Here is a 24,321-nt window from a genome sequence, read left to right on the forward strand (position 1 = left end):
TGTCGTATTTATTTTGCTAACCTTATTCCGGTAAACTGCCATTTTAAATCGGTTGGAAAAAAGTTGCGATAGGTATGTCTTGCGTGTTTGTTCGGGGTTGCAATAGAACTACCTCTAAGTACTTTCTGGTTTACCATAAATTTACCATTGTATTCACCTAAAGCGCCGTCTACTTTTTTATAATTAGGGTAGGGTAAGTATGCACTCTCTGTCCATTCCCAACGTTGTCCCCAATTAAATTGGTTTTGAGCAGCTTCCCACTCAAATTCAGTAGGCAATCTGCAACTTTTAAACTGGGCAAAGGCAAATGCTTCAAAATATGATATGTGTGTAACAGGTGCGTCTAAATCAACCTCAGTTAATCCGTTAAGGCTATAGTAATGCCATATTCCATCAATCTCGTGCCAATATAATGGTGATGTTATTTGGTTTTGCTGTACCCAATCCCATCCAGTGGCATGCCAAAGGTCGAAACGCTTATACCCGTCTGCTTGTATAAATTCAAGATATTCGGCATTGGTAACTAGTTTGTTCGAAATTTCATAATCATGTAGGTATACTTTATGTCTTCCTAATTCATTATCAAAACAAAAGTCTGTAGAATTATGACCTATTTCATAAATTCCTTCACTCAGAGGTATCCAGCTTTGAGCTTCTTTCTCAATAGTAAATTCTTTGAAATTGTCTGAGTATTTAGGTAATAGCGGGTTGTTCCCGAGAATATATTTAATATCTGTAAGTAGTAATTCTTGATGTTGTTTTTCGTGATGTATACCGATTTCAAGAACGGCTAATAATGTTTCTTCTTCATTAGATTCTAACAGCCTCTTCATTGCTTGAGTTACATAATGTCTGTATTCATAAACCTTTTGTACAACAGGTCTAGATAGATTACCGCGTTCGGCACGCACAACGCGTTTACCTACAGTTTCGTAATAACTATTAAATACGAACGAGAAATCTTCATCAAAAACCGTATAAGATTTATCGTATGTTTTTAGAATAAATTCCTCAAAAAACCAAGTCGTATGACCTAAGTGCCATTTTGGAGGAGAGACCTCTATGATAGGTTGTACCACATAATCTTCAATTTCTAAAGGCATGCAAATAGCCTCGGTGTGCTCTCTGGTTTCTAAAAAGAAATTTAAGAGCGTATCAGTACTAACCATGAAAACAATTTTTATGGAAAGTTAAATAAAAATGAACAATTGGGTTTAACTTGATAAATTAAGAAATTGATTCTAAATAGCTACTTTCCCTTTAATATGAGGATGCGGATTATAATCTACTAATTCAAAATCTTCAAATTTGAAATCAAAAATATCTTTCACATTCGGATTCATTTTCATTTTTGGCAATGCTCTAGGCTCTCTGCTTAGTTGTAATTCAACCTGCTCCATGTGATTATTGTAGATATGCGCATCACCGAAAGTATGAATAAAATCTCCAGCTTCGTAGCCACAAACCTGAGCCATCATCATGGTGAACAATGCATAAGATGCAATATTGAACGGTACGCCTAAAAAGATATCTGCACTACGTTGGTACAGTTGGCAAGATAATTTACCATCGGCGACATAAAACTGAAAGAAGGCGTGGCAAGGCGGTAAAGCAGCTTTACCATTAGAAACATTCTCACAAAATGATTTAGAAGTGTCTGGCAATACACTAGGATTCCAAGCCGACACTAACATTCTTCTACTATTAGGGTTGGTTTTTAAAGAGTGTACTACTTCTTTAATTTGATCGATTTCATCATCGTTCCAGTTACGCCATTGATGACCATAAACAGGACCTAAATTTCCGTTTTCATCTGCCCATTCGTTCCAAATTCGAACACCGTTTTCTTGTAAATACTTAATATTGGTATCACCTTTTAAAAACCAAAGTAGCTCATATACTATAGATTTTAAATGTAATTTTTTGGTAGTAACCATAGGGAAACCTTCGCTGAGGTCAAATCTCATCTGATACCCAAAAACACTTTTAGTTCCGGTTCCTGTGCGGTCACCTTTTTGGTTTCCTTCTTTAAGAACATGTTTTAAAAGGTCGTGGTATTGTTTCATAGAAATAGAATTATGTATACGCCAAATTGATTCATCGACGTATTGCAAAAATACTATTTAGATGAATTTTTGAGTGGAATTTAAAGTATGGGTTATGAAGATCTTATTAACTAAATTAAAGTTGAATATGTAAGTTACCCTAAAATCATACCTGCAATAGTTGCAGAAAGTAGTGATGCTAAAGAACCGCCAAGAACAGCTTTCATTCCGAATTCAGATAACGTTTTTCTTTGGCCTGGAGCAAGAGATCCAATACCGCCTATTTGTATACCGATAGAAGCAAAGTTTGCAAAGCCGCATAACATATAGGTAGCCATAATTACAGACTTATTGAACTTTAAATGTGGCATTGTGGCAATGTCCTTTAGCTCTGCCAATTGTATATAACCGACAAATTCACTTGCAACTAATTTAATACCTAACAATTGCCCCATTAACATAATGTCTTCGTCGGCTACACCAATAAGCCACATTAAAGGAGCGAATATGGTACCTAAAATTGCTTCAAGAGAAAATTTAGAATACGAGGTATTTTCAGCTATCCAGCTGTTTAAATGGGTAAAATCTCCTGTCCACTCTAAAATACCGTTGACCATAGCAATAATAGCTACGAAAACTAAAAGCATAGCACCGACATTAACCGCTAGTCTTAGTCCTTCGGTAGTACCGTTTGCAATAGCATCTAGTACATTGGCACCGATTTTTTCAGAAGAAACATGAACATCACTATTTACTTCTTCGGTCTGTGGATAAAGTATTTTAGATATAACAATAGCTCCAGGAGCTGCCATTACAGAAGCTGCTAATAAATGTTTGGCAAAAACCAGCTGTAACAATTCATCTTCACCACCTAAAAACCCAATATAGGCAGCTAAAACTGCACCGGCAACAGTAGCCATACCACCGATCATGACCAATAAAATCTCTGATTTGGTCATTTTTTCTAGATATGCTTTTATCAATAAGGGAGCTTCAGTTTGTCCAAGAAAAATGTTTCCAGCTACTGAAAGACTTTCTGGTCCTGAAATACCTAAGGTTTTAGAAAGAGCCCAAGCAAGCCATTTTACTACTTTTTGTATCAATCCTAAGTAAAATAAAAGAGATGTTAAAGCTGAGAAAAATATGATGGTAGGTAGCACTTGAAAAGCAAAAATGTACCCGAAAGTACCAGTATCCACTACTAAACCTTCAAAAAGAAATTTACTGCCTGCGCGTGTAAATTCTAGTATACTGACGAAGATTCTTCCTATTTGTTCAAAAACCAATTGTACGAAAGGTATTTTAAGTACGCCAATGGCAATAACCAATTGAAGCGCCAGACCAATACCAACAGTTTTCCAATTAATGGCTCTTCGGTTCGAACTGAATAAAAATGCCAACAGTAACAACACGGCCATGCCTATAATACCTCTACCAAGACTATTAAATGAAAAGCCTTCATTTGGTTCCATGCCCATAACGCTTGCAGTGGCTACGTTATCAGCCAGGGTGGTATCAGTGGTACTTTGTATGGTTTGGGTTACGTCTACGTCTTGAGCAAAAGTAATTGTGGTAAGAATTAGTGCAAAAAATAGCAACCATTTGCCCTTTTTCATAAACTATTATTTAATGTTTAGTTGCGTTTAGAGATTTCATCTCTCAATTTTGCTGCCTTTTCGTAGTCTTCGTTGGTAACTGCCTTTTTTAATTCAGCTTCCAGTTCATCTATAGTAAGTTCTGTATAGCCATCGCTAGCACCAGATTCTATTTCTATAGTTTCACCTTCTTGCAAAATTTCATCGACCATTATACTGTCATCGTTCTCTTTTTTGTCTTTCTCTTTAGAAGAGAATTTCAAGAAAATACCCGCTTTGTCCAATATAGTTTTATAGGTAAAAATAGGAGCGTTGAAACGCAATGCTAAGGCAATAGCATCACTCGTTCTTGCATCTATGATTTCTTCGATACCATCTCTTTCGCAAATAATGCTAGAGTAAAATACACCATCAACGAGTTTATGTATGATCACCTGTTTTATCACGATATCAAACCTATCAGAGAAGTTTTTAAAAAGATCGTGTGTAAGTGGTCTTGGCGGTTTGATCTCCTTTTCTAAAGCGATTGCAATAGATTGTGCTTCAAAAGCGCCAATAACAATTGGTAGCTTTCTGTCGCCTTCAACCTCGTTCAAAATAAGTGCATATGCACCATTTTGAGTTTGGCTGTAAGAGATTCCTTTTATTTTTAATCGTACTAGACTCATAGATTTTTAACTAAAAAAGGCTGTTCGAATACTTGGGGCTCCAACTATACGAACAGCCCTTTAAGGGGCACAAAATAACAAAAAATTACCCGTTTTGTGCTTTAAAATCCTTTAATTTTTCAATCAATTGTGGAACTACTTCAAAGGCGTCTCCAACAATACCGTAATCAGCAGCTTTAAAGAAAGGTGCTTCAGGGTCGTTATTGATGACAACTTTTGTTTTAGAGGCACTTACACCAGCTAAGTGTTGGATCGCTCCAGAAATACCGATAGCAATGTAAAGATTACTCGCTACAGGTTTTCCTGTTTGACCAACATGTTCGCCGTGAGGTCTCCAGCCAAGGTCGGAAACCGGTTTAGAGCAAGCTGTCGCAGCACCCAAAATATCGGCAAGTTCTTCTATCATTCCCCAGTTTTCTGGTCCTTTCATTCCTCTACCTGCAGAAACAACAATATCGGCATCGGCTATGGTGGCTTTACCTAAAACTTTATCTATTTCAACAGATTTGGTATCATTAGTGGCAGCATCGGTAGCGCTGCTTATTTCTTCAACAGAAATAGCTGTTTTGTTTTCGTGAGCACCGAAAGCATTGTTGGATACCCCTACTATTTTAATATCTGTATCTATTTGAGTGTGTGCAAACCCTTTATTACTGAAAGCTGTTCTTTTAACCAAAAATGGAGAAGTGCTATCTGGGGCCTGAACTACATTTGGTGCATAACCGGCAGATAATTTGGCAGATAATAACGGTGCTAAATATTTTGTATCGGTACTTGAGCTAAGTATCACCACTTTTGCATCTATGCTTTTTACCGCTTCTGCAATAGATGCTGCAAAAGCACCTGCGTTAAAAGTTTCTAACGAGCCGTCTTTAACGTTCATTACTTTTGAAACTCCGTATTCGCCAAGAGATTCGCCATCTGTAGTGTTGAAAGCGATTGCTGTAACAGTTGTACCCATCATTTTGGCAACTGCAGAGGCATATGAGGCAACCTCAAACGCATTCTTTTTTAATTTCCCTTTTTCTGATTCTGTATATACTAAAACTGACATCTTTTTTATTTTTAATGATTACCTAATACATAGGTTATTAAATGACTTTTGCTTCGTTGTGTAGTAGGTCAATTAATTGATCTACACTTTTGGCAAGTTTAACTTGACCTTTTGCAGCAGGTTTGTCGAATTTTTTATCTTCAGTTGCTTTAAGCCCATCAACCGGTTCAAGAACAGAAAGTGTTTTCTTTCTTGCCATCATAATACCTCGCATGTTAGGTATACGAAGATCACTTTCTTCGACAAGACCTTTTTGTCCGCCTACTACTAAAGGTAATGAGCTGTTTAATTTTTCTTTCCCACCATCGATTTCTCTAATTGCGGTAACGTTGTTTCCGTCAATTTCAAGATTTATACAAGAATTGATGAAATTCATATTCGTTAAAGAGGCTAAAATACCTGGTACCATTCCGCCATTATAATCAATAGATTCTCTACCGCCTATAACCAAATCGTAACCTCCGTTCTTAACAACTTCTGCAAGTTGTTGTGCAACGAAAAATCCGTCGGTAGGTTCTGCGTTTACTCTGAAAGCTTCATCTGCGCCAATGGCAAGGGCCTTACGCATTGTTGGTTCAACGGTTGGGCCGCCAACAGTAGCTATATGTACTGTAGCACCTTGTTTTTCTTTAAACCACATAGCTCTGGTCAATCCAAATTCATCATTCGGATTAATTACAAACTGTACACCGTTAGTGTCGAATTTTGTATCGCCATCTGTGAAATTTATCTTAGACGTAGTGTCTGGAACATTACTTATGCAAACTAATATCTTCATGTTTAAAAAACTTTATATCAATGGTGACGAAGATAGCTATTTAAATCCTAATTTACTATGCATGCATAGTAAATTTTATAACTTTTTTTAAATATGGCATTCTATTTTTTGATATTATATTTCCTATTTTTGCTTGCTTTCTAGCATATAACAAAGAATAATATTTACCATACATGAAAACACTACAATTTAGGCAAGCAATAGCCGAGGCCATGTCCGAAGAAATGAGGAGGGATGAATCTATCTATTTGATGGGTGAAGAGGTAGCTGAGTACAATGGCGCTTATAAAGCTTCCAAAGGTATGTTGGACGAATTTGGTCCTAAAAGGGTTATTGATACTCCGATTTCCGAACTTGGTTTTGCTGGTATAGGAGTTGGTTCTACTATGACGGGCAATAGACCTATTATAGAATTCATGACCTTCAACTTTGCGTTGGTAGGTATAGATCAAATTATTAATAACGCTGCTAAGATCAGACAAATGTCAGGTGGGCAATTTCCTTGTCCTATAGTATTTAGAGGTCCTACGGCGTCAGCAGGTCAATTGGCTGCAACGCATTCACAAGCTTTTGAGAGTTGGTATGCCAACTGTCCGGGGTTGAAAGTAGTTGTTCCATCTAATCCGGCAGATGCAAAAGGGTTATTAAAAGCTGCAATACGCGATAATGATCCTGTAATATTCATGGAGTCTGAGCAAATGTATGGTGATAAAGGTGAAGTGCCGGAAGGTGACTACACTATTCCATTAGGTGTTGCAGACATTCGTAGAGCAGGTAAAGATGTTACTATTGTTTCTTTTGGTAAAATTATAAAGGAAGCAGATAAAGCAGCCGATGAATTAGAAAAAGAAGGTATTAGCTGCGAGATTATCGATTTGCGTACTGTAAAACCACTAGATTACGAAGCTGTTTTAAAATCTGTTAAAAAGACGAACCGTTTGGTAATCTTAGAAGAAGCGTGGCCATTTGGTAACGTTGCAACAGAAATCACCTACCATGTACAGGCACATGCATTCGATTATTTAGATGCGCCTATTGTTAAAATTAACACTGCAGATACACCGGCACCTTATTCTCCTGTTCTATTAGAAGAGTGGTTGCCAAATTATAAAGATGTTGTTGAAGCTGTTAAAAGAGTTTTATACAAATAAAAGATATACTTTTGTAAAGTACTTTAGCTTCTCCGACCAAGTCTGGAGAAGCTTTTTTTATTGGTATGCTATTTGCGACAAAAATATCTTGAACGACTAATTTTAATGAGGGTATTATTTTTTACATTCTTAAGTCTATGTTTTTTCATAGCTCAGGGTCAGACTAAGGTTGGTGGTATTGTCATCGATGAACAAGGTGAACCCGTATCTTTTGCGAATGTCTTCTTTAAGAATTCTACAGAAGGTACCATTACAAATGATGATGGTAGGTTTTACCTAGAGTCTGAAAATGAGTACCCAACTGTAATCATATCTTTTATCGGTTATACAGATTATGAATTGCGGTTAGATGCTAAAGTTGCATTTGATTTAAAAATCACACTTATTGAAGCTGCCGAGCAGTTGAACGAAGTGGTTTTAATTGCGGGTAAACAATCTAAAAAAAATAACCCTGCGATAGATATATTGAGAAAAATATGGGCGAAAAAGAGGCAAAACGGTGTTCGACAGTTTAATCAATATGCGTTTGATAAGTATGAAAAAGTCGAATTCGATCTCAATACCATTGATAGCTCGCTAATTAAAAGTAAGATATTTAAAGGACTGGAATTTGTTTTTCAAGATTTAGATACCTCTCGTATTACGGGTAAAACCTATTTGCCAATTTTCTTAAACGAAACTTTTTCAAAAGTTTACGGTGATAATAAAATTAAAGAGGAGAAAGAAGAGATACTTGGTAACAAGAACTCTGGTTTTGAAAACAATCAAGCTATTATTGCCTTTGTAAAAGATTTGTACCAAGAGTACGATGTGTATAATAACTACTTGAAGTTCTTTGATAAAAGCTTTACAAGTCCGCTATCAAAAACTGGAGTAGATGTATATAATTATGCACTTCGAGACAGTGCTTTTATAGATAATAAGTGGTGTTATAATATCGTATACTACCCGCGTCGTAAAAACGAATTGACCTTTAAAGGAGATTTTTGGGTAAATGATTCTACTTGGGCGGTAAAAAATATTAATCTTCAGGTTACCAAAAGTGCTAATATCAACTGGGTAAAAGATATCTACATTGAGCAGGATTTTGAGGTGGTAAACGACTCAGTTTTTCTTCTGAAGCGCGATTATATGTTGAGTGATTTCAGCTTTAATAAAAAAGAAGAATCAAAAGGTTTATATGGCAAACGAACAAGTGTTTATGATAACTACGAGTTCAATAAGGTGAAGCCCAGAGATGTTTATAAAAAAGACAGAAATCCTTTAGATGTTACCCAAATCATTAAAAGCGATGAATTTTGGGAACAGAACAGGTTAGAAAGTTTAAATAAAGACGAGCAGGGTATTTACAAATTGCTCGACACCCTTAAGACCGTACCTAAGTTTAAAACGTATTACAATTTCGTAAGTATTTTAGGATCAGGTTATGTTGAGGTAGATAAATGGAACTTAGATTTAGGGTCTGTTTATGATTTCTTCGGATACAATACTGCAGAAGGTGCACGAGTACGACTGGGGGCAAGAACCTATTATGGGCAAAATGACCTTTGGCGAATAGAAGGGTATACGGCATACGGCTTTAAAGATCATAAATTTAAACACGGGTTGGCAGGTAAAATGCTGGTTGATAAAAACAGTAGATTAATCATATCTGGCGGTAACCGTAGAGACATAGAGCAACTTGGTGTTAGTCTAACGGCAACGAATGACGTTTTAGGCCGCAGTATTGCATCATCTTCTTTATTGACTGTAGGGGCCAATAATCGTTTAACGAATATTAATTTAAGTGCGCTTAATTTTGAAGTTGAGCCATTAACCAATATAAAATTATCAGTGGGTGGTACATTTAGAACTTTGAGTTCTGCGTTACCAGGCGATTTTAGTTTAGATTATGTAGATCTAGAATCTCCTACAGGGGTTTCATCAGAAATTCGACAATTCGATTTTAATGCATTGGTATTGTATACACCAGGTAAGAAAACCATAGGTTTTGGTGTTGAACGTAGAGATGTAAATGACACGTATAGTACTATATTATTAAATTACACCAAAGGGACAAAGGGAGTGCTAGATAGCGATTTTGATTATAGCAAGCTTCAGTTTTCATATAGTCAGCCTTGGCAATTGGGTGGTTTTGGCAGATTGATGAGTACGGTTGAGCTTGGTAAAACATTTGGTGAAGTGCCGTTAGGGCTATTGAGTGTAGTGCCTGGTAACCAAACCTTCTTCTCTAATTATGGTACATTTCCAAATTTAGATTTTTATGAATTTGTAACCGATACGTATGCGGCAGTTCATTTACAGCATAATTTTAATGGTCGATTTTTCTCTAGAATTCCGTTTTTAAGGAAATATAATTTAAGAGAAATAGTAGCTGTTCGAGGGGTTTGGGGAGATTTGTCTGATGAAAATATTGCTTTAAGTGCGCCAGCGACAGTAAATACGCCATTAAGAGCTCCATCAGATAAAATATACTACGAGTATTCTTTCGGTATTGGAAATATCTTTAAGGTATTTAGATTAGATTTTAACTTTAGAGGAAATTATTTAGAAAATCCAGATGCGAGAAAATTCGGTGTAACAGGTACGTTTGGATTTGTCTTTTAATTCGATTATTTTTTACAATTATAACAACTTAGTAACGTTTCATAAGTAACTATAAATTAAACAATTTTTAATATGGCAGCAGCAAAAGGCTTAACCTTTGATGTTTTAATAGAAATTCCGAAAGGAAGCAGAAACAAGTACGAATACGATTTTGATCTACATAAAATTCGTTTTGACCGTATGTTATTTTCTTCAATGATGTACCCTGGTGATTATGGATTCATACCTGAAACTTTAGCGTTGGATAAAGATCCTTTAGATGTTTTAGTTATGGGTACAGAACCAACTTACCCAATGACGGTAATGGAAGTGAAGCCAATTGGCGTATTTCACATGACTGATGAAAAAGGTCCAGATGAGAAAATTATCTGTGTACCGGTTTCAGATCCAATTTGGAGCAATAACAATGATATAAGTGATTTGAATCCGCATAGATTGAAAGAAATCGAACATTTCTTTCAGGTATATAAAGATTTAGAAGAGAAAAAAGTGGATACAGGTGGATGGAGTAATGCTGAAAAAGCAATAGAAATCTACCACGAATGTGTCAAGCGATATGATGAGAGTGAGCACAAAGCAAAGCGCACTTTTATGATATAAATAATTTTTGACTTTATTTAAGCCACTTTTTTTAATAAAAAGTGGCTTTTTTTATTCTATTCTATTTTACTACATTAGTCGGACTAATAGAATAACTAACTAACAACAGATTAAATGGAGTCATTGATGATTTACATGCCAATTCTTATGGCAGTACTAGGCCTAATTTATATGGGCATTAAAAGATCTTGGGTATTGAAACAACATGCCGGAGATGGGAAAATGAAAGAAATATCAGATTACATTTATGAGGGCGCCCTTGCCTTCTTAAGTGCAGAATATAGGCTTTTGGCCATATTCGTAGTAGTGGTAAGTGTTTTACTTGCAATCGTTTCTTTTGTAGTGCCAACAACACATTGGCTAATTGTAATAGCATTTATCTTTGGCGCTATATTTTCTGCCTATGCAGGTAATATAGGCATGAAAATCGCTACTAAAACCAATGTAAGGACTACACAGGCAGCACGAACAAGTTTGCCTAATGCGTTGAAAATCTCTTTTGGTGGTGGTACCGTAATGGGACTTGGTGTTGCTGGTTTGGCGGTATTGGGGCTTACGATATTTTTTATAGCCTTCTTTCAATTCTTTATGGGAGGTGTTTGGACATCTACTATGGATATGACAATTGTTTTAGAAACCCTTGCAGGATTTTCTTTAGGTGCTGAGTCTATTGCATTGTTTGCACGTGTAGGTGGTGGTATTTATACAAAAGCAGCAGATGTAGGTGCAGATTTAGTAGGTAAAGTAGAAGCAGGTATACCAGAAGATGACCCTCGAAATCCGGCTACAATTGCTGATAACGTTGGTGATAACGTAGGTGACGTTGCAGGTATGGGCGCAGATTTATTTGGTTCGTATGTAGCAACGGTTCTGGCTGCTATGGTTTTGGGTAACTATGTAATTAAAGATATGGGTGGCAGTATTTCTGATGCCTTTGGTGGTATTGGTCCTATATTATTGCCTATGGCAATTGCAGGTGCAGGTATAATTATATCTATCATCGGTACCATGTTGGTGAAAATAAAAAGCAACGATGCTAAAGAAGCTGAGGTAATGGGTGCTTTAAATATTGGTAACTGGACATCAATAGTTTTGGTTGCAATCTCATGTTTTGGATTAGTTACGTGGATGTTACCTGAGACCATGAAAATGGAATTCTTCGGCGAAGGACTAATAGAAATATCTGCAATGCGTGTATTCTATGCTACTTTGGTAGGTTTAGTAGTAGGTGCAGTTATTTCTTCGGTAACAGAATATTATACAGGATTAGGGAAACCTCCAATCTTAAAAATTGTACAGCAATCTTCAACAGGTGCAGGTACAAATATTATAGCAGGTCTAGCTACGGGTATGATTTCTACATTTCCATCGGTTTTATTGTTCGCGGGTGCAATTTGGGCATCTTATGCATTTGCAGGTTTTTATGGTGTGGCTTTAGCAGCATCTGCAATGATGGCGACTACAGCTATGCAATTGGCGATTGATGCCTTCGGACCAATTTCTGATAACGCAGGTGGTATCGCTGAAATGAGTGAGCAAGAGCCTATCGTAAGAGAAAGAACAGATATATTAGATTCTGTCGGTAACACAACTGCCGCTACAGGTAAAGGTTTTGCAATTGCTTCTGCAGCGTTGACATCATTGGCACTATTTGCAGCATATGTAACTTTTACTGGTATTGATGGTATCAACATTTTTAAAGCTCCGGTATTGGCGATGCTTTTTGTAGGTGGTATGGTGCCAGTGGTATTCTCTGCATTGGCAATGAATGCTGTTGGTAAAGCGGCGATGGAAATGGTACAGGAAGTTAGACGTCAGTTTAAAGAAATTCCTGGAATTATGGAAGGTACTGGAAAGCCAGAATATGATAAATGTGTAGCTATCTCTACGCAAGCTTCTTTGAAAGAAATGATGTTGCCAGGTTTATTAACTATCGGTTTTCCTTTGGTAATCGCATTCGTTCCAATTTTATTCGGAATGAACAAATTGGCAATTGCAGAAATGTTAGGTGGTTATATGGCTGGTGTTACTGTGTCTGGTGTGTTATGGGCAATCTTCCAGAACAATGCTGGTGGTGCTTGGGATAATGCCAAGAAATCATTTGAAGCAGGGGTTGAAATTAATGGTGAAATGACGTATAAAGGTTCAGAAGCTCATAAGGCAGCCGTAACTGGTGATACGGTTGGTGATCCTTTTAAAGATACTTCAGGTCCTTCAATGAACATCTTAATTAAATTGACTTGCTTGATCGGTTTGGTAATTGCACCAATATTAGGTGGTCATTCAGAAGAAGGTGTTGCATTATTAAATGACACCAAAGATGTTACTATTGAAATGAATGTACAAAGTGCAGACTTGGCGGAAGCTATTGTTACGTATTCTACAACGGTAAATGGTGAATCTATTACTGAAGAAGTAGTTTATAACGGTACCAAAGCAGAAGTAGAGGCACAGTTGCAAGCATTTGAAAATGCAACAATAGCCAAAAAAGGAACCGCTACAGAAATTACAATAGAAAAAGTGGAGATTAATAAACAGTAATTTCACGCTTACATTATAAAAAAACCATCAGCCTAGCTGATGGTTTTTTGTTTTTAAAATTATTGTAGTTTAAATGTTATCGGTATGGCAAAAGATACTTTTACTGCTGAACCTCTTTGTTTGCCAGGGGTCATTTTTGGCAGTTTAGACAAAATTCTTACGGCTTCATTTTCTAATACATCGTGCGGACCTCTTTTCTGAATAGTACCGATAGTACCATCACTATTTATCATGAACGTAGTATTTACTCTACCTTGAATGTTCATTTCTTGTGCTAGTTCTGGATAACGAAAGTTTTTACGAATATGCTTTTGCATCATGTCATTAAAGCAAGCTCTTTTGTCTTTTTCATTTTCACAACCCGGGAATACGGGCACCTCTTCAATGGTAATCCAGTTTACTTTTACCTCTTCCTCTACTTCTTCAACCTCAAAATCTGATGTGTCCAACACCTCGGTTTCAGTATTTACCTCAATAGCGATAACTTCTGTTTCTTCAGTTGGGTCATCATCTTCAATAATTTCAATTTCAGTTGGTAAAACTGGTGGTTTTGGTGGTGGTGTAACTTGAAATTGAACAATTGGTGCATCTTCTTGTATCTCGTTTTCAGGAACATTTAGCATACTTGTGTAATCAATTTCTGGTTCAAACGATTTCCATTCTAAGGCGGTGTATACCATACCTAATACTAATAATAGTCCGACTACAAAGAACATTCCGCTCTTTTTATTCAGGTCATTCTGTGGATTTTTTTTTGGTCTCATAATGTTTGAATTTTAGACTTGCATAAACAAGTAGGGTTATTATTTATTTACTTGTTTAAAACTATGGCAAACCTAAAGGCTGTGAAACGGGTAATGAGTTAACGCTGCTTTTGGGTGAGTGAAAGCACTTTAATTTTTTATCTACATCAGTAAATAATATTTTAGAATGGTAAAATCAATAATTATTTAAATAAAAATTTTAAAGGTTGTTGAAAGACCGTAATTTTATGCCCATGGGTATTTTTAAGAAAGATAAACTTCAAATAATCAACTTTCAGTCATACGGAAGCACTAGTCGACTGTATGTAAGAGGTAGAGCTATTGAAGATGAAAATATCGATTTAGATCAGAAGGGCATTTTCAATCTGATGAAAAATACTTGGAAGCGTTTTGAAACCGATGAAATTAAAAATGCTCCTTTAAAAATCAGCTTCTCTAATGGAGAAACGGTTAACGGCACTACAGATGAAGACGGTTATTACCTGATTGATGAAAATATAGAGGGACTCCAAAAATTAGCAAATGAAGAAGGTTGGGTTACCTTCGAGTTATCATTTACTAATGCCAATTTAAAACGAGAGATAATTTTGCAGAACCGTTTTCCGGGGGAGATGTTGATCCCTAGTGAAAATGCAAGGTTTGGGGTTATCAGCGATATTGATGATACTATTTTGCATACTGGTGTAGTATCCTCACTTAAATGGAAAGTGATATTGAATACCATGTTCAAACGAGCGACCAAGCGATTGCAATTAGAAGGGACTTCAGATTTTTACACAAAACTACACCAAGGGAAAACGGGTAATGAAGCAAACCCAATATTCTACGTAAGTCATAGTCCGTGGAATTTATACAGATATCTTGAGCTCTTCTTAAAAACGAATAATTTCCCTAAAGGTCCTATTCTTTTGCGCAGCATGGCAAGCTTTAAGATGAGGAAGAAGAGTGATGAAAAGCCTCAGAAACAGAAAGAGATATCAAATTTATTAAAATCTTATCCTAATCTAAAATTTATATTAATTGGTGATAGTGGTGAAAAAGATGGGGATATTTATCAAGAAATTTCTACACTTTTTCCTGGTAGAATAAAAGCCATTTATTTACGAAGTGTAAATCACTCCAAACGAATGAAGAGAATAGAAAATCTATTTATAGATTTCAAAGATATTCCCTTCTTGATGGTAAATAAAACATCTGAAGCTATAGACCATGCAAAAAAAAACGGATTCATCTAAGCCTTAGTACTTTTTGATTTTTTGAATTGAAATCCACCTGCTTTCATCAAAATCATTGAGGGCATTTACCAATTGAAAGCTTTCAAAGTTTTGTAGCTCATCTACCGAAATTGACTTCTCTACAATACTATTTTTAGCTAAAAGTCTTGCTCTGCAAGTGCCTTCAAGTAGGGGGGTAGAAGGCGTAACTATTTGTTTACCGTCAAAGAAAAGTATATTCGAGTAAGATGCGTCTGTTACTAGTCCGTTTTTAATAATCAAAACATCATCGGCTTCGCCTCTTTGAAGAAAGAGCTCGTCTAATTTTTTACGATTGTTCTTTTTTAAGGCATAAGAAATACTGTTATCGGTAACCAGTTTTAGGGATTTCGGTATGCTGTTTTTATACTCAGAAATTGAGAATCGAGTACCATGTTGCTTGTAACCAATGCGCAACTTATATTTTAAGGTGTTGTCTAAATTAGTAAGATGTATTCCGTCGAATAACGAGTAGGTTGGTTGGGTTTTAAAGTGTTGAATATAAGACCTATTGAATCTAGCTTCATGAAATTCTTCATTCTTAATTTGGCTATTTTCAATGCAAACAGATTCAAATAATGGGTACATAAATTTTTTCTAAAAGTTCTTGGTATTCCTCTTCCATTTCGCTCAAGTGAGTAATACCACCGCCGCTTTTGTAAAAAAGGGTGTCATTAATTTTTTCAATAAACCGTATGCTTACGGCGCTATCAATTTGTTGTCCGTCGAATACGCCAAAGATTCCGGTATAGAAACCACGTGGTTCAATTTCCGCTTTAGAAATTATTTCTAAAGTTTTCTTTTTAGGTGCTCCACTTATTGATCCTGCCGGCAATGTTTTTAGTAATAATGAGGCGAAGTTATCTTTCCAGCTCTCTGGTAATTCTCCTTGTATTTCGGTACTGGTCTGTAGTAATTCTTGATTACCTTTTTTAATCTTATCTACGAACCTAAATTTATTGACCTTTACTTTTTTAGCAATCATAGAAAGGTCGTTGCGTATAAGGTCAACGATGGTATTATGCTCGTAGAGCTCCTTTTTATTAGAAAGCAATAATTCTTGTGCATTAGGTATGTCGCTATTTATCGTGCCTTTCATAGGGTATGAGAAAATATTCCCATTCTTGACTTTTAAATAGCATTCAGGCGAAAAAACAACGAATTTATCTTTGTATAAAAGCTTGTAAGGGGCATGAGCCTTTTGATAAATCTCATTTAAATCTACCGCTGTTTTAAGCGCTGTAGGGAAAGTAAGATTTAGTAAAAAGCTATTGCCATTATTGAGTTCTTGTTTAACTATGTTAAAGGCTTTCTCGTAAATTTCTTTAGAAAGCAATGTTGGCTTTAAATCAAAATTTAAACCTTCAAGTTTCGTATTGGCAAGTTGTTGGTCATTTCTATTACCTTTAATAGAAAAGAAGATGTTTTCTTTGGCAGCTTCTTCATATGTAAAAACCTGTTTTACCGATTTTTCAAAATCGATGATAAATAAAAATGGAATTCCATCTTGAAGAAAGTGTGTAACTTTTTTTTCAAAATCTTCCAATGCTTTCGGGTTTTTGAAAGGTGCGTTTAAAATAGACCGTTAATTTGAGCGTCAATTTTATTAAGTATACTACCTAAATCTTCGGGGTTGTCAACGAAATCTAGATCATCAACATCGATGATCAATAAATTCCCTTTTTCATATCCATGAATCCATGCCTCGTAGCGTTCGTTCAATCGGCTTAGGTAGTCAATTGAAATAGAGTTTTCATATTCGCGACCTCTTTTATGAATTTGTTTTACCAGATTGGGTATAGAGCTACGCAAGTATATAAGAAGGTCTGGCGGTTGCACCAAGCTTTCCATAAGGTCGAATAAGCTAGAGTAATTCTGAAAATCACGATTAGTCATTAAACCCATCGCATGAAGGTTGGGCGCAAAAATATGCGCATCCTCATAAATGGTTCTATCTTGTATAATTTCTTTACCGCTTTCCTTGATCTGAAGAATTTGACGATACCTACTATTTAAAAAGTAAATCTGTAGGTTAAAACTCCAACGTTCCATCTGATTGTAAAAATCATCTAAATACGGGTTCTCCACTACATCTTCATAATGAGCTTCCCATTTATAATGTTTAGCAAGTAATCTAGTTAGGGTTGTTTTTCCTGCACCGATATTTCCGGCAACTGCTATGTGCATAGAATTATTTTGATTAATGGTTGTGTTGTTAATCTCATAAAATTTCGATGGTACAAGATACAAGATAACAACAGGAAGTAAAAACATATTTGTTGTATGGCATAAAAATAATTACCGAAGTCGATTCATTTATCAAGTTCGATTAAATTAAATATTCGTTTAGATGCCAGTTTTAAAAGAATGTAATAACTCTGGTGCATTATGAATACTATAATTATGCTGATAATTCAGATACGAGAATTATCGATTCATTTAATTGAGTCAATAAATAACATCATATTAAGAATTGAACAGAACATTTTTTCTATTTTTGCATCTGAATTAAAAAAGTGAGGAGGGATTTGACTGATTGCAACCTCTGTTTTAGCCTTAGGGTATAAAGCGAAAAAAATGCTAAAGCAGTTGATGTTGATACTATATCACATCACACTTCTTTTCGGCATTCATTCAAATCCTTTAAAAAAAAAGATTGTTATGCCATATTTATTTACATCAGAATCTGTTAGCGAAGGACATCCGGATAAAGTTGCGGATCAAATCAGTGACGCATTATTAGATAATTTTCTTGCCTTTGATCCAGAAAGTAAAGTTGCTTGTGAAACTTTAGTAACTACTGGTCAAGTTGTATTAGCGGGAGAAGTTAAAAGTGATACCTATTTAGATGTACAGAACATTGCCCGTGAAGTCATCAATAAAATAGGATATACAAAAGGAGAATACCAGTTCAGCGGCGATTCTTGTGGAGTGATTTCGTTGATACACGAGCAGTCTCAAGACATTAACCAGGGTGTAGACCGTGGTTCAAAAGAAGAGCAAGGTGCCGGTGATCAAGGTATGATGTTCGGTTATGCAACTAGCGAGACCGAAAACTACATGCCGTTAGCTTTAGATATTTCTCACAAAATTCTCCATACTTTGGCAGAAATGCGTCGTGAAAATAAAGAGATTACCTATTTAAGACCAGATGCTAAGGCACAGGTTACTATAGAATATTCAGATGCTAATGAGCCGCAGCGTATCGATACTATCGTGGTTTCTACACAGCACGATGCTTTTGATGCAGATGATGAAAAAATGTTGACAAAGATTAAGTCCGACATTATATCCATATTAATACCTAGAGTAAAAGCACAATTACCTGCAGATACTCAGAAATTGTTTGATGATCAGATCAAGTATCATATTAACCCAACAGGTAAGTTTGTAATCGGTGGTCCCCATGGCGATACCGGTTTAACAGGTCGTAAGATTATTGTTGATACGTATGGTGGTAAAGGAGCTCACGGTGGTGGTGCTTTCAGTGGTAAAGATCCAAGCAAGGTAGACCGTAGTGCAGCTTATGCGGCACGTCATGCAGCAAAGAATTTAGTGGCTGCCGGTGTAGCAACTGAGATTTTGGTTCAAGTCAGTTATGCGATTGGTGTTGTAGAGCCAACATCTATTTATGTGGATACTTACGGTACATCTAAAGTAGGGTTGAGCGATGGTGATATTGCCAAGAAAGTAGCGCAGTTATTTGACATGAGACCTTTTGCTATTGAAGAACGTTTAAAATTAAGAAACCCAATTTATTTAGAAACCGCTGCATACGGACACATGGGTAAAACTCCCGTAACAGTTACTAAGGTTTTTGAATCGCCATATAATGGTCGCATCGAAAGGGAAGTCGAATTATTCACTTGGGAAAAATTAGATAAAGTAGCAGAGATAAAGTCAGCGTTTAGTTTGTAACATCATTGCGAGCAAAGCGAAGCGCTATGTTTATAGTAAGTTCGTATTTCTCTGTCATATTAAGTGCAGTCGAAATACATGGCTGTTAGAAAGTTTGTTCAAAGTAGTATAAGTTTTGTTTTTCAAATGATTAGAATATAAATGCCTCGTGAAACACGGGGCATTTTTTTTGCCTCAAAATTACCTCACAAACTAATTAACACCTCTTCACAACAACTTAAGATGGTTTGACCACAAAAACTATTTTGTAGGAAAAAGATTACATATATTTGAAATGTAATAATTAGAGAATCCCAAATCTCGCCACCTACAAAGATGAAATATATACTAGTAGTACAAACAAAAAACGGACAGAAACAAGTTCAAGTTGAAGCCCCAAAAGTCGACTTGATTTCTTTACTGTTTAAAGGTGTTGAATCTTTAAAAAACCTAATAAAATAAAAACTTAACCTACGAATGCCATGTCAAAACCCCAAAGAATTGTGCTAGCCATTTTGGCATGCATAGTATTACAATCTTGCTCAAAAGAAACCGACCTAATTTCTGAGTATGTTGTTTTAGATACTGCCAAAACCGAATATCGTTCGGTGAAAATCAATCCGGATTTTCAAATTAAAAAAAATAAAGAAACAGTTGCATTGACTCCTTTTTCTGATTAAATTCCAGCACACTAAACATTAACTTAATGAAAAAACAATTACTCCAAGAAACTACTGTTCAAGAATACAAAGGAGATTTTTTTTCGGGTATAATTATGCTTGTTAGAAAGTTGTTCATGGTATAATCTTGTTCATAAATGTTTCATAAATGCTATCGTCTGATAGCATTTATGAAACATTTTCCCATTCTAAATAACACTTTTTATTTTTTAAAATATATGGAGTGTGCCTAGTAATCGGTATTGCCTAGTTGATAGACTATGACGTAATTTGGTAAGCTTCAACTTAGGTATTCGATAGGTTAAAGTTTTAATGCGTCTACCTATTCATAAATCTTCAAAAATCGAGTAAACTTTCTTAGCTTTAAGAATTCAAATTCTTAAGACATGCCGAAGATTACCATCAAAAACTTTTTCACCTTTATTTTACTAGCTACAGTGCTTGTTTCTTGTAGAAAAACAGCACCTAAAGTAGCAGGCGCAGAAGTTTCTGACACCTACGTTGCAGACAACTACACTAAAAAGGAAGTCGATATCACCATGCGTGATGGTATTAGACTGCACACTACGGTGTATTCGCCAAAAGACACTTCAAAAGAATATCCGATTATCATGCAACGAACTCCTTATAGTTCTCAACCCTATGGAGCTGATAAATTTAAATCGAAAATTGCACCGAATATTCATATGATGCAAGATGGTTATATTGTGGTGTATCAAGATGTTCGTGGCCGTTGGTTAAGCGAAGGTCATTATGAGAACATGCGCGCTTATAATCCGAACAAAAAAACGGAGAAAGATATTGACGAAAGTTCAGATACCTATGATACGATTGAATGGCTGGTAAACAATGTTGAAAACAATAACGGTAATGTAGGTATTTGGGGGATTTCGTATCCTGGTTACTATTCTACTTACGCGGTGGTAGATGCACACCCAGCATTAAAAGCAGCTTCCCCACAGGCAAGTATTGCCGATTTCTTTTTTGATGATTTTCACCATAACGGAGCCTATTTACTGAGTTATTTTAGAGCAACTTCACTTTTTGGTACTCCGAGACCAGATGGCGATAAACCAATAGATACTGCATGGTACGTTTTACCAGAATTACCGACGGAGGATCAGTACCAATTCTTTTTAGATGAAGGTCCGCTGAAAAACTTAGACCGTTTCTTTGAATATGAAACTACCGATACGCCACGTATGGCAAAAGAAGGGGTAACTGACGATTATTTCTGGAACGAGCTAAAAGAGCATCCTAATTATGATGAAATGTGGCAGAGTAAGGGTTTAATTCAGCATTTAAAAAATGTAAAACCAACAGTAGCAACAATGGTCGTTGCGGGTGAGTTTGATGCCGAAGATTTATACGGACCATTAGAAACTTACAAGAATATTGAAAAGTACAATGCCGATAATTACAACACTTTGGTATTCGGACCATGGGATCACGGCGGATGGGCACGAAGAAAAGGTCAGAGTATTGTGGGTAATTATTACTTCGGTGATAGTATTTCAGAGTTTTTTCAAGAGAATATAGAAACGAAATTCTTTGATCACTTCTTAAAAGGAAACGGAGATAATAATAGCGGATTACCGGAAGCCTACGTTTTCGATTCCGGTAGAAAAGATTGGAAAACTTACGATACTTGGCCACCAGCAGGTGTAGTGAAAAAAGACATGTATTTATCGCCGGATCAAGAACTTACTTTTGAGCCAAAAGCGGTTGAAGAAGTGAAGTTTATTAGTGACATTAAAAAACCAGTCCCGTATTCAGAAGATATTAAAACGGTATTTACCCCAAGAAAATACATGACAGATGATCAGCGTTTTGCGGCTCGCCGTGGTGATGTTTTGGTATTTGAGACCGAGGTTATGGAAGAAGATATGACCTTGGCCGGAGATATTCTAGCGAAGCTAAAAGTAGCCACTACAGGTACAGCCGCAGATTGGATCGTAAAAATCATTGACGTACACCCAGCAGATGAACCTGCTTATGAAGACATGCAAGACCACTTAAAAATGAGTAACTATCATTTAATGGTACGTAGCGAAGTATTGCGTGGGCGTTTTAGAAATAGTTTTGCCAACCCAGAACCGTTTGTGCCAAATGAAAAAACAGATGTAACCATTAAGTTGCAAGATGTATTCCATACTATTAAGAAAGGGCACAAATTACAGGTGCAAGTACAGAGCACGTGGTTTCCGTTAATAGATTTAAATCCTCAGACTTATGTAGATAATATCTTCGAGGCAGATGAATCTGATTTTAAAACTCAAACACATACAGTGTTTACAGATTCTAGAATTGAGTTTTCGGTCTTGAAGTAAATAAATGAAAATTGATGTTATTTATCTTAATTTTAAAATGCAGCTATCAAAAAAAATATAAAAGCAATTTTAACTCTTTTAATTACCATGGTTTGGTTCTTAAATGGGTTGGTATTCAAAGTGTTGAATCTAGTTCCTAGACATCAGGAAATTGTTGCAAGAATTCTTGGTGATGAGTATGCTAGAAAAATAACAGTTTTGATTGGTATTTCAGAAATTATGATGGCTGTTTGGGTTTTGTCGAAATACAAATCTAAGTTCAATGCGATTGCACAAATGGTTATTGTTTTAACAATGAATCTATTAGAGTATTATATAGCGCCAGATTTATTGTTGTGGGGAAAAATGAATATTGTATTTGCTTTGTTCTTTGTTGCGTTAGTATATTATAGTGAATTCATCCTAAAAGAACACTCATAGATAGAAGTTTCAATATGAAGTTTTTAAAAAATCATCCTTTTGCGGTAGAAGCCTATTTTGAAAGTTCGGTTGTGTTGACTTTTGCAGTGCCAAAGGAAGAACTAATTGAATATATACCAAACTGTTTAGAATTAGATACGTTTCAGGATGAATGGGCATTTATAGCTGTTGCTATGGTGAAAACAAAGAATCTTCGTCCAAAAGGTTTTCCAAAGATGTTGGGAAATGATTTTTTCCTTTTAGGGTATAGAATTTTTGTGCGGTATAGAAATAAAGAAGGTAAAAGTTTACGAGGTCTTTATATAATTAAATCGGAAACAGATAAAATAAAAATGGAATTGTTGGGTAATGTTTTTACTCATTACAAATATTCTAAAACAGATATCAACGATTTTAAAAAGGATAATTTTCGAGTAATAAAATCAGATAAATCAGATTTTGAGGTGGTTATTTCAGATTCAAATGAAAGCAATGAAATACCTGGCGATTCACCTTTTGAAAATTGGAAAGATGCTCGAAAATTTGCTGGTCCATTACCGCATACCTTCACATATGATAGTATTGATAATTCAGTATTAATAATTCAAGGGATACGTCAAAATTGGACTCCAAAACCAATTACAGTTGAAAATTATCATTTTGGTTTTCTAAATAATTTCAACTTTAAGAAGGTAATATTGGCCAGTGCTTTTGAAATAACAGATGTCCCGTATTATTGGAAAAAAGGTAAGATTGAAAAATGGGATTAGAAAGAAAGCCTTTTCAAGGCGTATTCAATATTATTCGTTTCAATTGGCATTTTTACGTCATTGCAGGTGCCGTATTAATTGTCTTGTTTGTCATAAATTCTTTTGTGCCAGTTTTTCTCCAATCAATTATAATATGGTTGGGTTTTCTAATTCTAATATCTATTACAGTTTCGGTATTAACTTCATTTTATGTGTATGACTATTCAGATTTATACAAACTTTATTGGTTGTCAGATTTAAATGATAAAAAAGTATTAAATATAAATGCAGGCTTTGATGAGACAAGTGCAATTATAAAGCGAATTTTTCCTAAGTCAGATTTGACTATTTGCGATTTTTATAATCCAGATAAACATACTGAAATATCAATTGAAAGAGCAAGAAAAGCTTATCCGTACTATGAGAATACAATAAGCGTTGATTCTAGTATGTTGCCTTTTGAAAATGCTACATTCTCTCGCGTGATTACAATTCTTTCTGCCCATGAAATTAGAAAAAAAGATGAGCGTATTCTTTTTTTTAAGGAGTTAAATAGAATTACAGAATTAAATGGACATATTTATGTTACTGAGCATTTAAGAGATTTAAATAATTTTGTGGCTTATAATATTGGCTTTTTACATTTTTACTCTAAAATCAATTGGCTGAAAGTTTTTGAGAAATCAGATTTATATCTAGTAAGGGAGATTAAGACAACTCCTTTTATTTCAACCTTTGTTTTAAAGAAAAATGGAAATACATATTAATATTATTGGGGCTATTCTAATTATTTTAGCTTTTGCTCATATCATCTTTCCCGTTTATTTTAATTGGAAAAATGAGTTACAAAAGCTTAGTCTTGTTAATGGACAAATGATGAAAGTGCATACCATTTTTATCGCTTTGACAGTATTGTTAATGGGGCTGTTATGTTTGACTTCTTCAAATGATTTGATAGAGACTAATTTAGGTAAAACCGTGTCTCTGGGCTTGGCTTTTTTTTGGACAATAAGATTATTGATTCAATTCTTCGGATATTCTTCTTTATTATGGAAAGGTAAAAAGTTTGAAACCATGGTTCATATCACTTTTTCAATACTATGGATTTATATAAGTGGCGTCTTCTGGCTGAATTATTTCCAGTAAATTAAATAGTCCATTTAGTTATTTTGATCGGGATAAATCAGTGAAATATCCCTATTTTTAAAAT

General features: G+C 35.4%; 22 protein-coding genes. 12 read left to right on the plus strand and 10 right to left on the minus strand.

All coding sequences use genetic code 11. The features are described from left to right. Window positions 1–8 precede the first annotated feature (8 nt). The 6 genes from egtB to ACEN2N_RS13470 form a co-directional block, all read right to left on the minus strand. Complete coding sequence (gene egtB, locus ACEN2N_RS13445; protein WP_441824810.1) at window positions 9–1,169, minus strand: ergothioneine biosynthesis protein EgtB; 1,161 nt, start codon at window positions 1,167–1,169, stop codon at window positions 9–11. Between the two features lie 72 nt (window positions 1,170–1,241). Beyond that, window positions 1,242–2,066 (minus strand): thymidylate synthase, encoded by an 825-nt coding sequence (locus ACEN2N_RS13450; RefSeq protein ID WP_441824811.1) that lies wholly within the window; start codon window positions 2,064–2,066, stop codon window positions 1,242–1,244. A gap of 134 nt (window positions 2,067–2,200) precedes the next feature. Next, on the minus strand, window positions 2,201–3,661 hold the full coding sequence (locus tag ACEN2N_RS13455) for a NupC/NupG family nucleoside CNT transporter (protein WP_441824812.1): 1,461 nt from the start codon (window positions 3,659–3,661) through the stop codon (window positions 2,201–2,203). Between the two features lie 17 nt (window positions 3,662–3,678). Then, window positions 3,679–4,308, minus strand: coding sequence for a bifunctional nuclease domain-containing protein (locus tag ACEN2N_RS13460; RefSeq protein ID WP_441824813.1), 630 nt, complete (start codon window positions 4,306–4,308; stop codon window positions 3,679–3,681). 85 nt (window positions 4,309–4,393) lie between these two features. Beyond that, the gene (locus ACEN2N_RS13465; RefSeq protein WP_441824814.1) at window positions 4,394–5,362 is read right to left on the minus strand and encodes an electron transfer flavoprotein subunit alpha/FixB family protein; all 969 of its coding nucleotides are present in this window, start codon (window positions 5,360–5,362) and stop codon (window positions 4,394–4,396) included. Window positions 5,363–5,399: 37 nt separating this feature from the next. Beyond that, window positions 5,400–6,140: an electron transfer flavoprotein subunit beta/FixA family protein gene (locus tag ACEN2N_RS13470; protein WP_441824815.1), complete on the minus strand. Its 741-nt coding sequence runs from the start codon at window positions 6,138–6,140 to the stop codon at window positions 5,400–5,402. A gap of 173 nt (window positions 6,141–6,313) precedes the next feature. On the opposite strand from ACEN2N_RS13470, the gene ACEN2N_RS13475 reads away from it, so the two are divergent. The 4 genes from ACEN2N_RS13475 (at window position 6,314) to ACEN2N_RS13490 (ending at window position 13,039) form a co-directional block, all read left to right on the plus strand. Beyond that, complete coding sequence (locus tag ACEN2N_RS13475) at window positions 6,314–7,291, plus strand: pyruvate dehydrogenase complex E1 component subunit beta (RefSeq protein WP_441824816.1); 978 nt, start codon at window positions 6,314–6,316, stop codon at window positions 7,289–7,291. Window positions 7,292–7,396: 105 nt separating this feature from the next. Next, on the plus strand, window positions 7,397–9,898 hold the full coding sequence (locus ACEN2N_RS13480) for a DUF5686 family protein (RefSeq protein ID WP_441824817.1): 2,502 nt from the start codon (window positions 7,397–7,399) through the stop codon (window positions 9,896–9,898). A 72-nt stretch (window positions 9,899–9,970) separates the two neighbouring features. Beyond that, window positions 9,971–10,498, plus strand: a complete 528-nt coding sequence (locus ACEN2N_RS13485) for an inorganic diphosphatase (RefSeq protein WP_441824818.1) — start codon at window positions 9,971–9,973, stop codon at window positions 10,496–10,498. 114 nt (window positions 10,499–10,612) lie between these two features. After that, window positions 10,613–13,039, plus strand: coding sequence for a sodium-translocating pyrophosphatase (locus ACEN2N_RS13490; RefSeq protein ID WP_441824819.1), 2,427 nt, complete (start codon window positions 10,613–10,615; stop codon window positions 13,037–13,039). Window positions 13,040–13,098: 59 nt separating this feature from the next. Here the strand turns inward: ACEN2N_RS13490 and ACEN2N_RS13495 are convergent, their stop codons facing one another. After that, window positions 13,099–13,803 (minus strand): energy transducer TonB, encoded by a 705-nt coding sequence (locus ACEN2N_RS13495; protein ID WP_441824820.1) that lies wholly within the window; start codon window positions 13,801–13,803, stop codon window positions 13,099–13,101. Window positions 13,804–14,012: 209 nt separating this feature from the next. On the opposite strand from ACEN2N_RS13495, the gene ACEN2N_RS13500 reads away from it, so the two are divergent. After that, the gene (locus tag ACEN2N_RS13500; protein ID WP_441824821.1) at window positions 14,013–15,038 is read left to right on the plus strand and encodes an App1 family protein; all 1,026 of its coding nucleotides are present in this window, start codon (window positions 14,013–14,015) and stop codon (window positions 15,036–15,038) included. A 3-nt stretch (window positions 15,039–15,041) separates the two neighbouring features. Here ACEN2N_RS13500 and ACEN2N_RS13505 read toward each other — a convergent pair whose 3' ends face one another. From ACEN2N_RS13505 to ACEN2N_RS13515, 3 genes are read right to left on the minus strand one after another with little or no spacing between them, the layout of a single operon-like run. Beyond that, window positions 15,042–15,644, minus strand: coding sequence for an aminotransferase class IV (locus ACEN2N_RS13505; RefSeq protein WP_441824822.1), 603 nt, complete (start codon window positions 15,642–15,644; stop codon window positions 15,042–15,044). Next, on the minus strand, window positions 15,628–16,602 hold the full coding sequence (locus ACEN2N_RS13510) for an aminodeoxychorismate synthase component I (RefSeq protein ID WP_441824823.1): 975 nt from the start codon (window positions 16,600–16,602) through the stop codon (window positions 15,628–15,630). Before ACEN2N_RS13510 ends, ACEN2N_RS13505 begins: the two co-directional genes overlap by 17 nt. Window positions 16,603–16,628: 26 nt before the next feature. Continuing rightward, entirely contained in the window at window positions 16,629–17,243 is a 615-nt protein-coding gene (locus tag ACEN2N_RS13515) for a deoxynucleoside kinase (protein WP_424002250.1), read from the minus strand. A 474-nt stretch (window positions 17,244–17,717) separates the two neighbouring features. Here ACEN2N_RS13515 and metK point away from each other — a divergent pair, with 474 nt between their 5' ends. From metK to ACEN2N_RS13550, 7 genes are all read left to right on the plus strand, one after another. Then, a complete protein-coding gene (gene metK, locus ACEN2N_RS13520; protein ID WP_441824824.1) occupies window positions 17,718–18,974 on the plus strand; it encodes a methionine adenosyltransferase in 1,257 nt (418 codons plus the stop codon). 461 nt (window positions 18,975–19,435) lie between these two features. Continuing rightward, window positions 19,436–19,633: a hypothetical protein gene (locus ACEN2N_RS13525; RefSeq protein ID WP_441824825.1), complete on the plus strand. Its 198-nt coding sequence runs from the start codon at window positions 19,436–19,438 to the stop codon at window positions 19,631–19,633. Window positions 19,634–20,019: 386 nt separating this feature from the next. Further along, on the plus strand, window positions 20,020–21,963 hold the full coding sequence (locus ACEN2N_RS13530; protein ID WP_441824826.1) for a CocE/NonD family hydrolase: 1,944 nt from the start codon (window positions 20,020–20,022) through the stop codon (window positions 21,961–21,963). Between the two features lie 87 nt (window positions 21,964–22,050). After that, window positions 22,051–22,383: a DoxX-like family protein gene (locus tag ACEN2N_RS13535; protein WP_441824827.1), complete on the plus strand. Its 333-nt coding sequence runs from the start codon at window positions 22,051–22,053 to the stop codon at window positions 22,381–22,383. Between the two features lie 14 nt (window positions 22,384–22,397). Further along, window positions 22,398–23,132: a DUF2071 domain-containing protein gene (locus ACEN2N_RS13540; protein ID WP_441824828.1), complete on the plus strand. Its 735-nt coding sequence runs from the start codon at window positions 22,398–22,400 to the stop codon at window positions 23,130–23,132. Continuing rightward, entirely contained in the window at window positions 23,123–23,878 is a 756-nt protein-coding gene (locus ACEN2N_RS13545) for a methyltransferase (protein ID WP_441824829.1), read from the plus strand. Before ACEN2N_RS13540 ends, ACEN2N_RS13545 begins: the two co-directional genes overlap by 10 nt. Then, window positions 23,862–24,257 (plus strand): hypothetical protein, encoded by a 396-nt coding sequence (locus tag ACEN2N_RS13550; RefSeq protein WP_441824830.1) that lies wholly within the window; start codon window positions 23,862–23,864, stop codon window positions 24,255–24,257. The genes ACEN2N_RS13545 and ACEN2N_RS13550 overlap by 17 nt, the downstream gene beginning before the upstream one ends. The last annotated feature ends 64 nt before the right edge of the window (window positions 24,258–24,321 follow it).

Source organism: Maribacter spongiicola (assembly GCF_052119685.1).
Taxonomy (GTDB): Bacteria; Bacteroidota; Bacteroidia; order Flavobacteriales; family Flavobacteriaceae; genus Maribacter; species Maribacter spongiicola_A.

What these genes read in the sequence shown, in the direction of transcription:
- egtB (WP_441824810.1), bottom strand. Translation starts at nt 1,169, where the DNA reads ATGGTTAGTACTGATACGCTCTTAAATTTCTTTTTAGAAACCAGAGAG.
- ACEN2N_RS13450 (WP_441824811.1), bottom strand. Translation starts at nt 2,066, where the DNA reads ATGAAACAATACCACGACCTTTTAAAACATGTTCTTAAAGAAGGAAAC.
- ACEN2N_RS13455 (WP_441824812.1), bottom strand. Translation starts at nt 3,661, where the DNA reads ATGAAAAAGGGCAAATGGTTGCTATTTTTTGCACTAATTCTTACCACA.
- ACEN2N_RS13460 (WP_441824813.1), bottom strand. Translation starts at nt 4,308, where the DNA reads ATGAGTCTAGTACGATTAAAAATAAAAGGAATCTCTTACAGCCAAACT.
- ACEN2N_RS13465 (WP_441824814.1), bottom strand. Translation starts at nt 5,362, where the DNA reads ATGTCAGTTTTAGTATATACAGAATCAGAAAAAGGGAAATTAAAAAAG.
- ACEN2N_RS13470 (WP_441824815.1), bottom strand. Translation starts at nt 6,140, where the DNA reads ATGAAGATATTAGTTTGCATAAGTAATGTTCCAGACACTACGTCTAAG.
- ACEN2N_RS13475 (WP_441824816.1), top strand. Translation starts at nt 6,314, where the DNA reads ATGAAAACACTACAATTTAGGCAAGCAATAGCCGAGGCCATGTCCGAA.
- ACEN2N_RS13480 (WP_441824817.1), top strand. Translation starts at nt 7,397, where the DNA reads ATGAGGGTATTATTTTTTACATTCTTAAGTCTATGTTTTTTCATAGCT.
- ACEN2N_RS13485 (WP_441824818.1), top strand. Translation starts at nt 9,971, where the DNA reads ATGGCAGCAGCAAAAGGCTTAACCTTTGATGTTTTAATAGAAATTCCG.
- ACEN2N_RS13490 (WP_441824819.1), top strand. Translation starts at nt 10,613, where the DNA reads ATGGAGTCATTGATGATTTACATGCCAATTCTTATGGCAGTACTAGGC.
- ACEN2N_RS13495 (WP_441824820.1), bottom strand. Translation starts at nt 13,803, where the DNA reads ATGAGACCAAAAAAAAATCCACAGAATGACCTGAATAAAAAGAGCGGA.
- ACEN2N_RS13505 (WP_441824822.1), bottom strand. Translation starts at nt 15,644, where the DNA reads ATGTACCCATTATTTGAATCTGTTTGCATTGAAAATAGCCAAATTAAG.
- ACEN2N_RS13515 (WP_424002250.1), bottom strand. Translation starts at nt 17,243, where the DNA reads ATGCACATAGCAGTTGCCGGAAATATCGGTGCAGGAAAAACAACCCTA.
- metK (WP_441824824.1), top strand. Translation starts at nt 17,718, where the DNA reads ATGCCATATTTATTTACATCAGAATCTGTTAGCGAAGGACATCCGGAT.
- ACEN2N_RS13525 (WP_441824825.1), top strand. Translation starts at nt 19,436, where the DNA reads ATGTCAAAACCCCAAAGAATTGTGCTAGCCATTTTGGCATGCATAGTA.
- ACEN2N_RS13530 (WP_441824826.1), top strand. Translation starts at nt 20,020, where the DNA reads ATGCCGAAGATTACCATCAAAAACTTTTTCACCTTTATTTTACTAGCT.
- ACEN2N_RS13535 (WP_441824827.1), top strand. Translation starts at nt 22,051, where the DNA reads ATGGTTTGGTTCTTAAATGGGTTGGTATTCAAAGTGTTGAATCTAGTT.
- ACEN2N_RS13540 (WP_441824828.1), top strand. Translation starts at nt 22,398, where the DNA reads ATGAAGTTTTTAAAAAATCATCCTTTTGCGGTAGAAGCCTATTTTGAA.
- ACEN2N_RS13545 (WP_441824829.1), top strand. Translation starts at nt 23,123, where the DNA reads ATGGGATTAGAAAGAAAGCCTTTTCAAGGCGTATTCAATATTATTCGT.
- ACEN2N_RS13550 (WP_441824830.1), top strand. Translation starts at nt 23,862, where the DNA reads ATGGAAATACATATTAATATTATTGGGGCTATTCTAATTATTTTAGCT.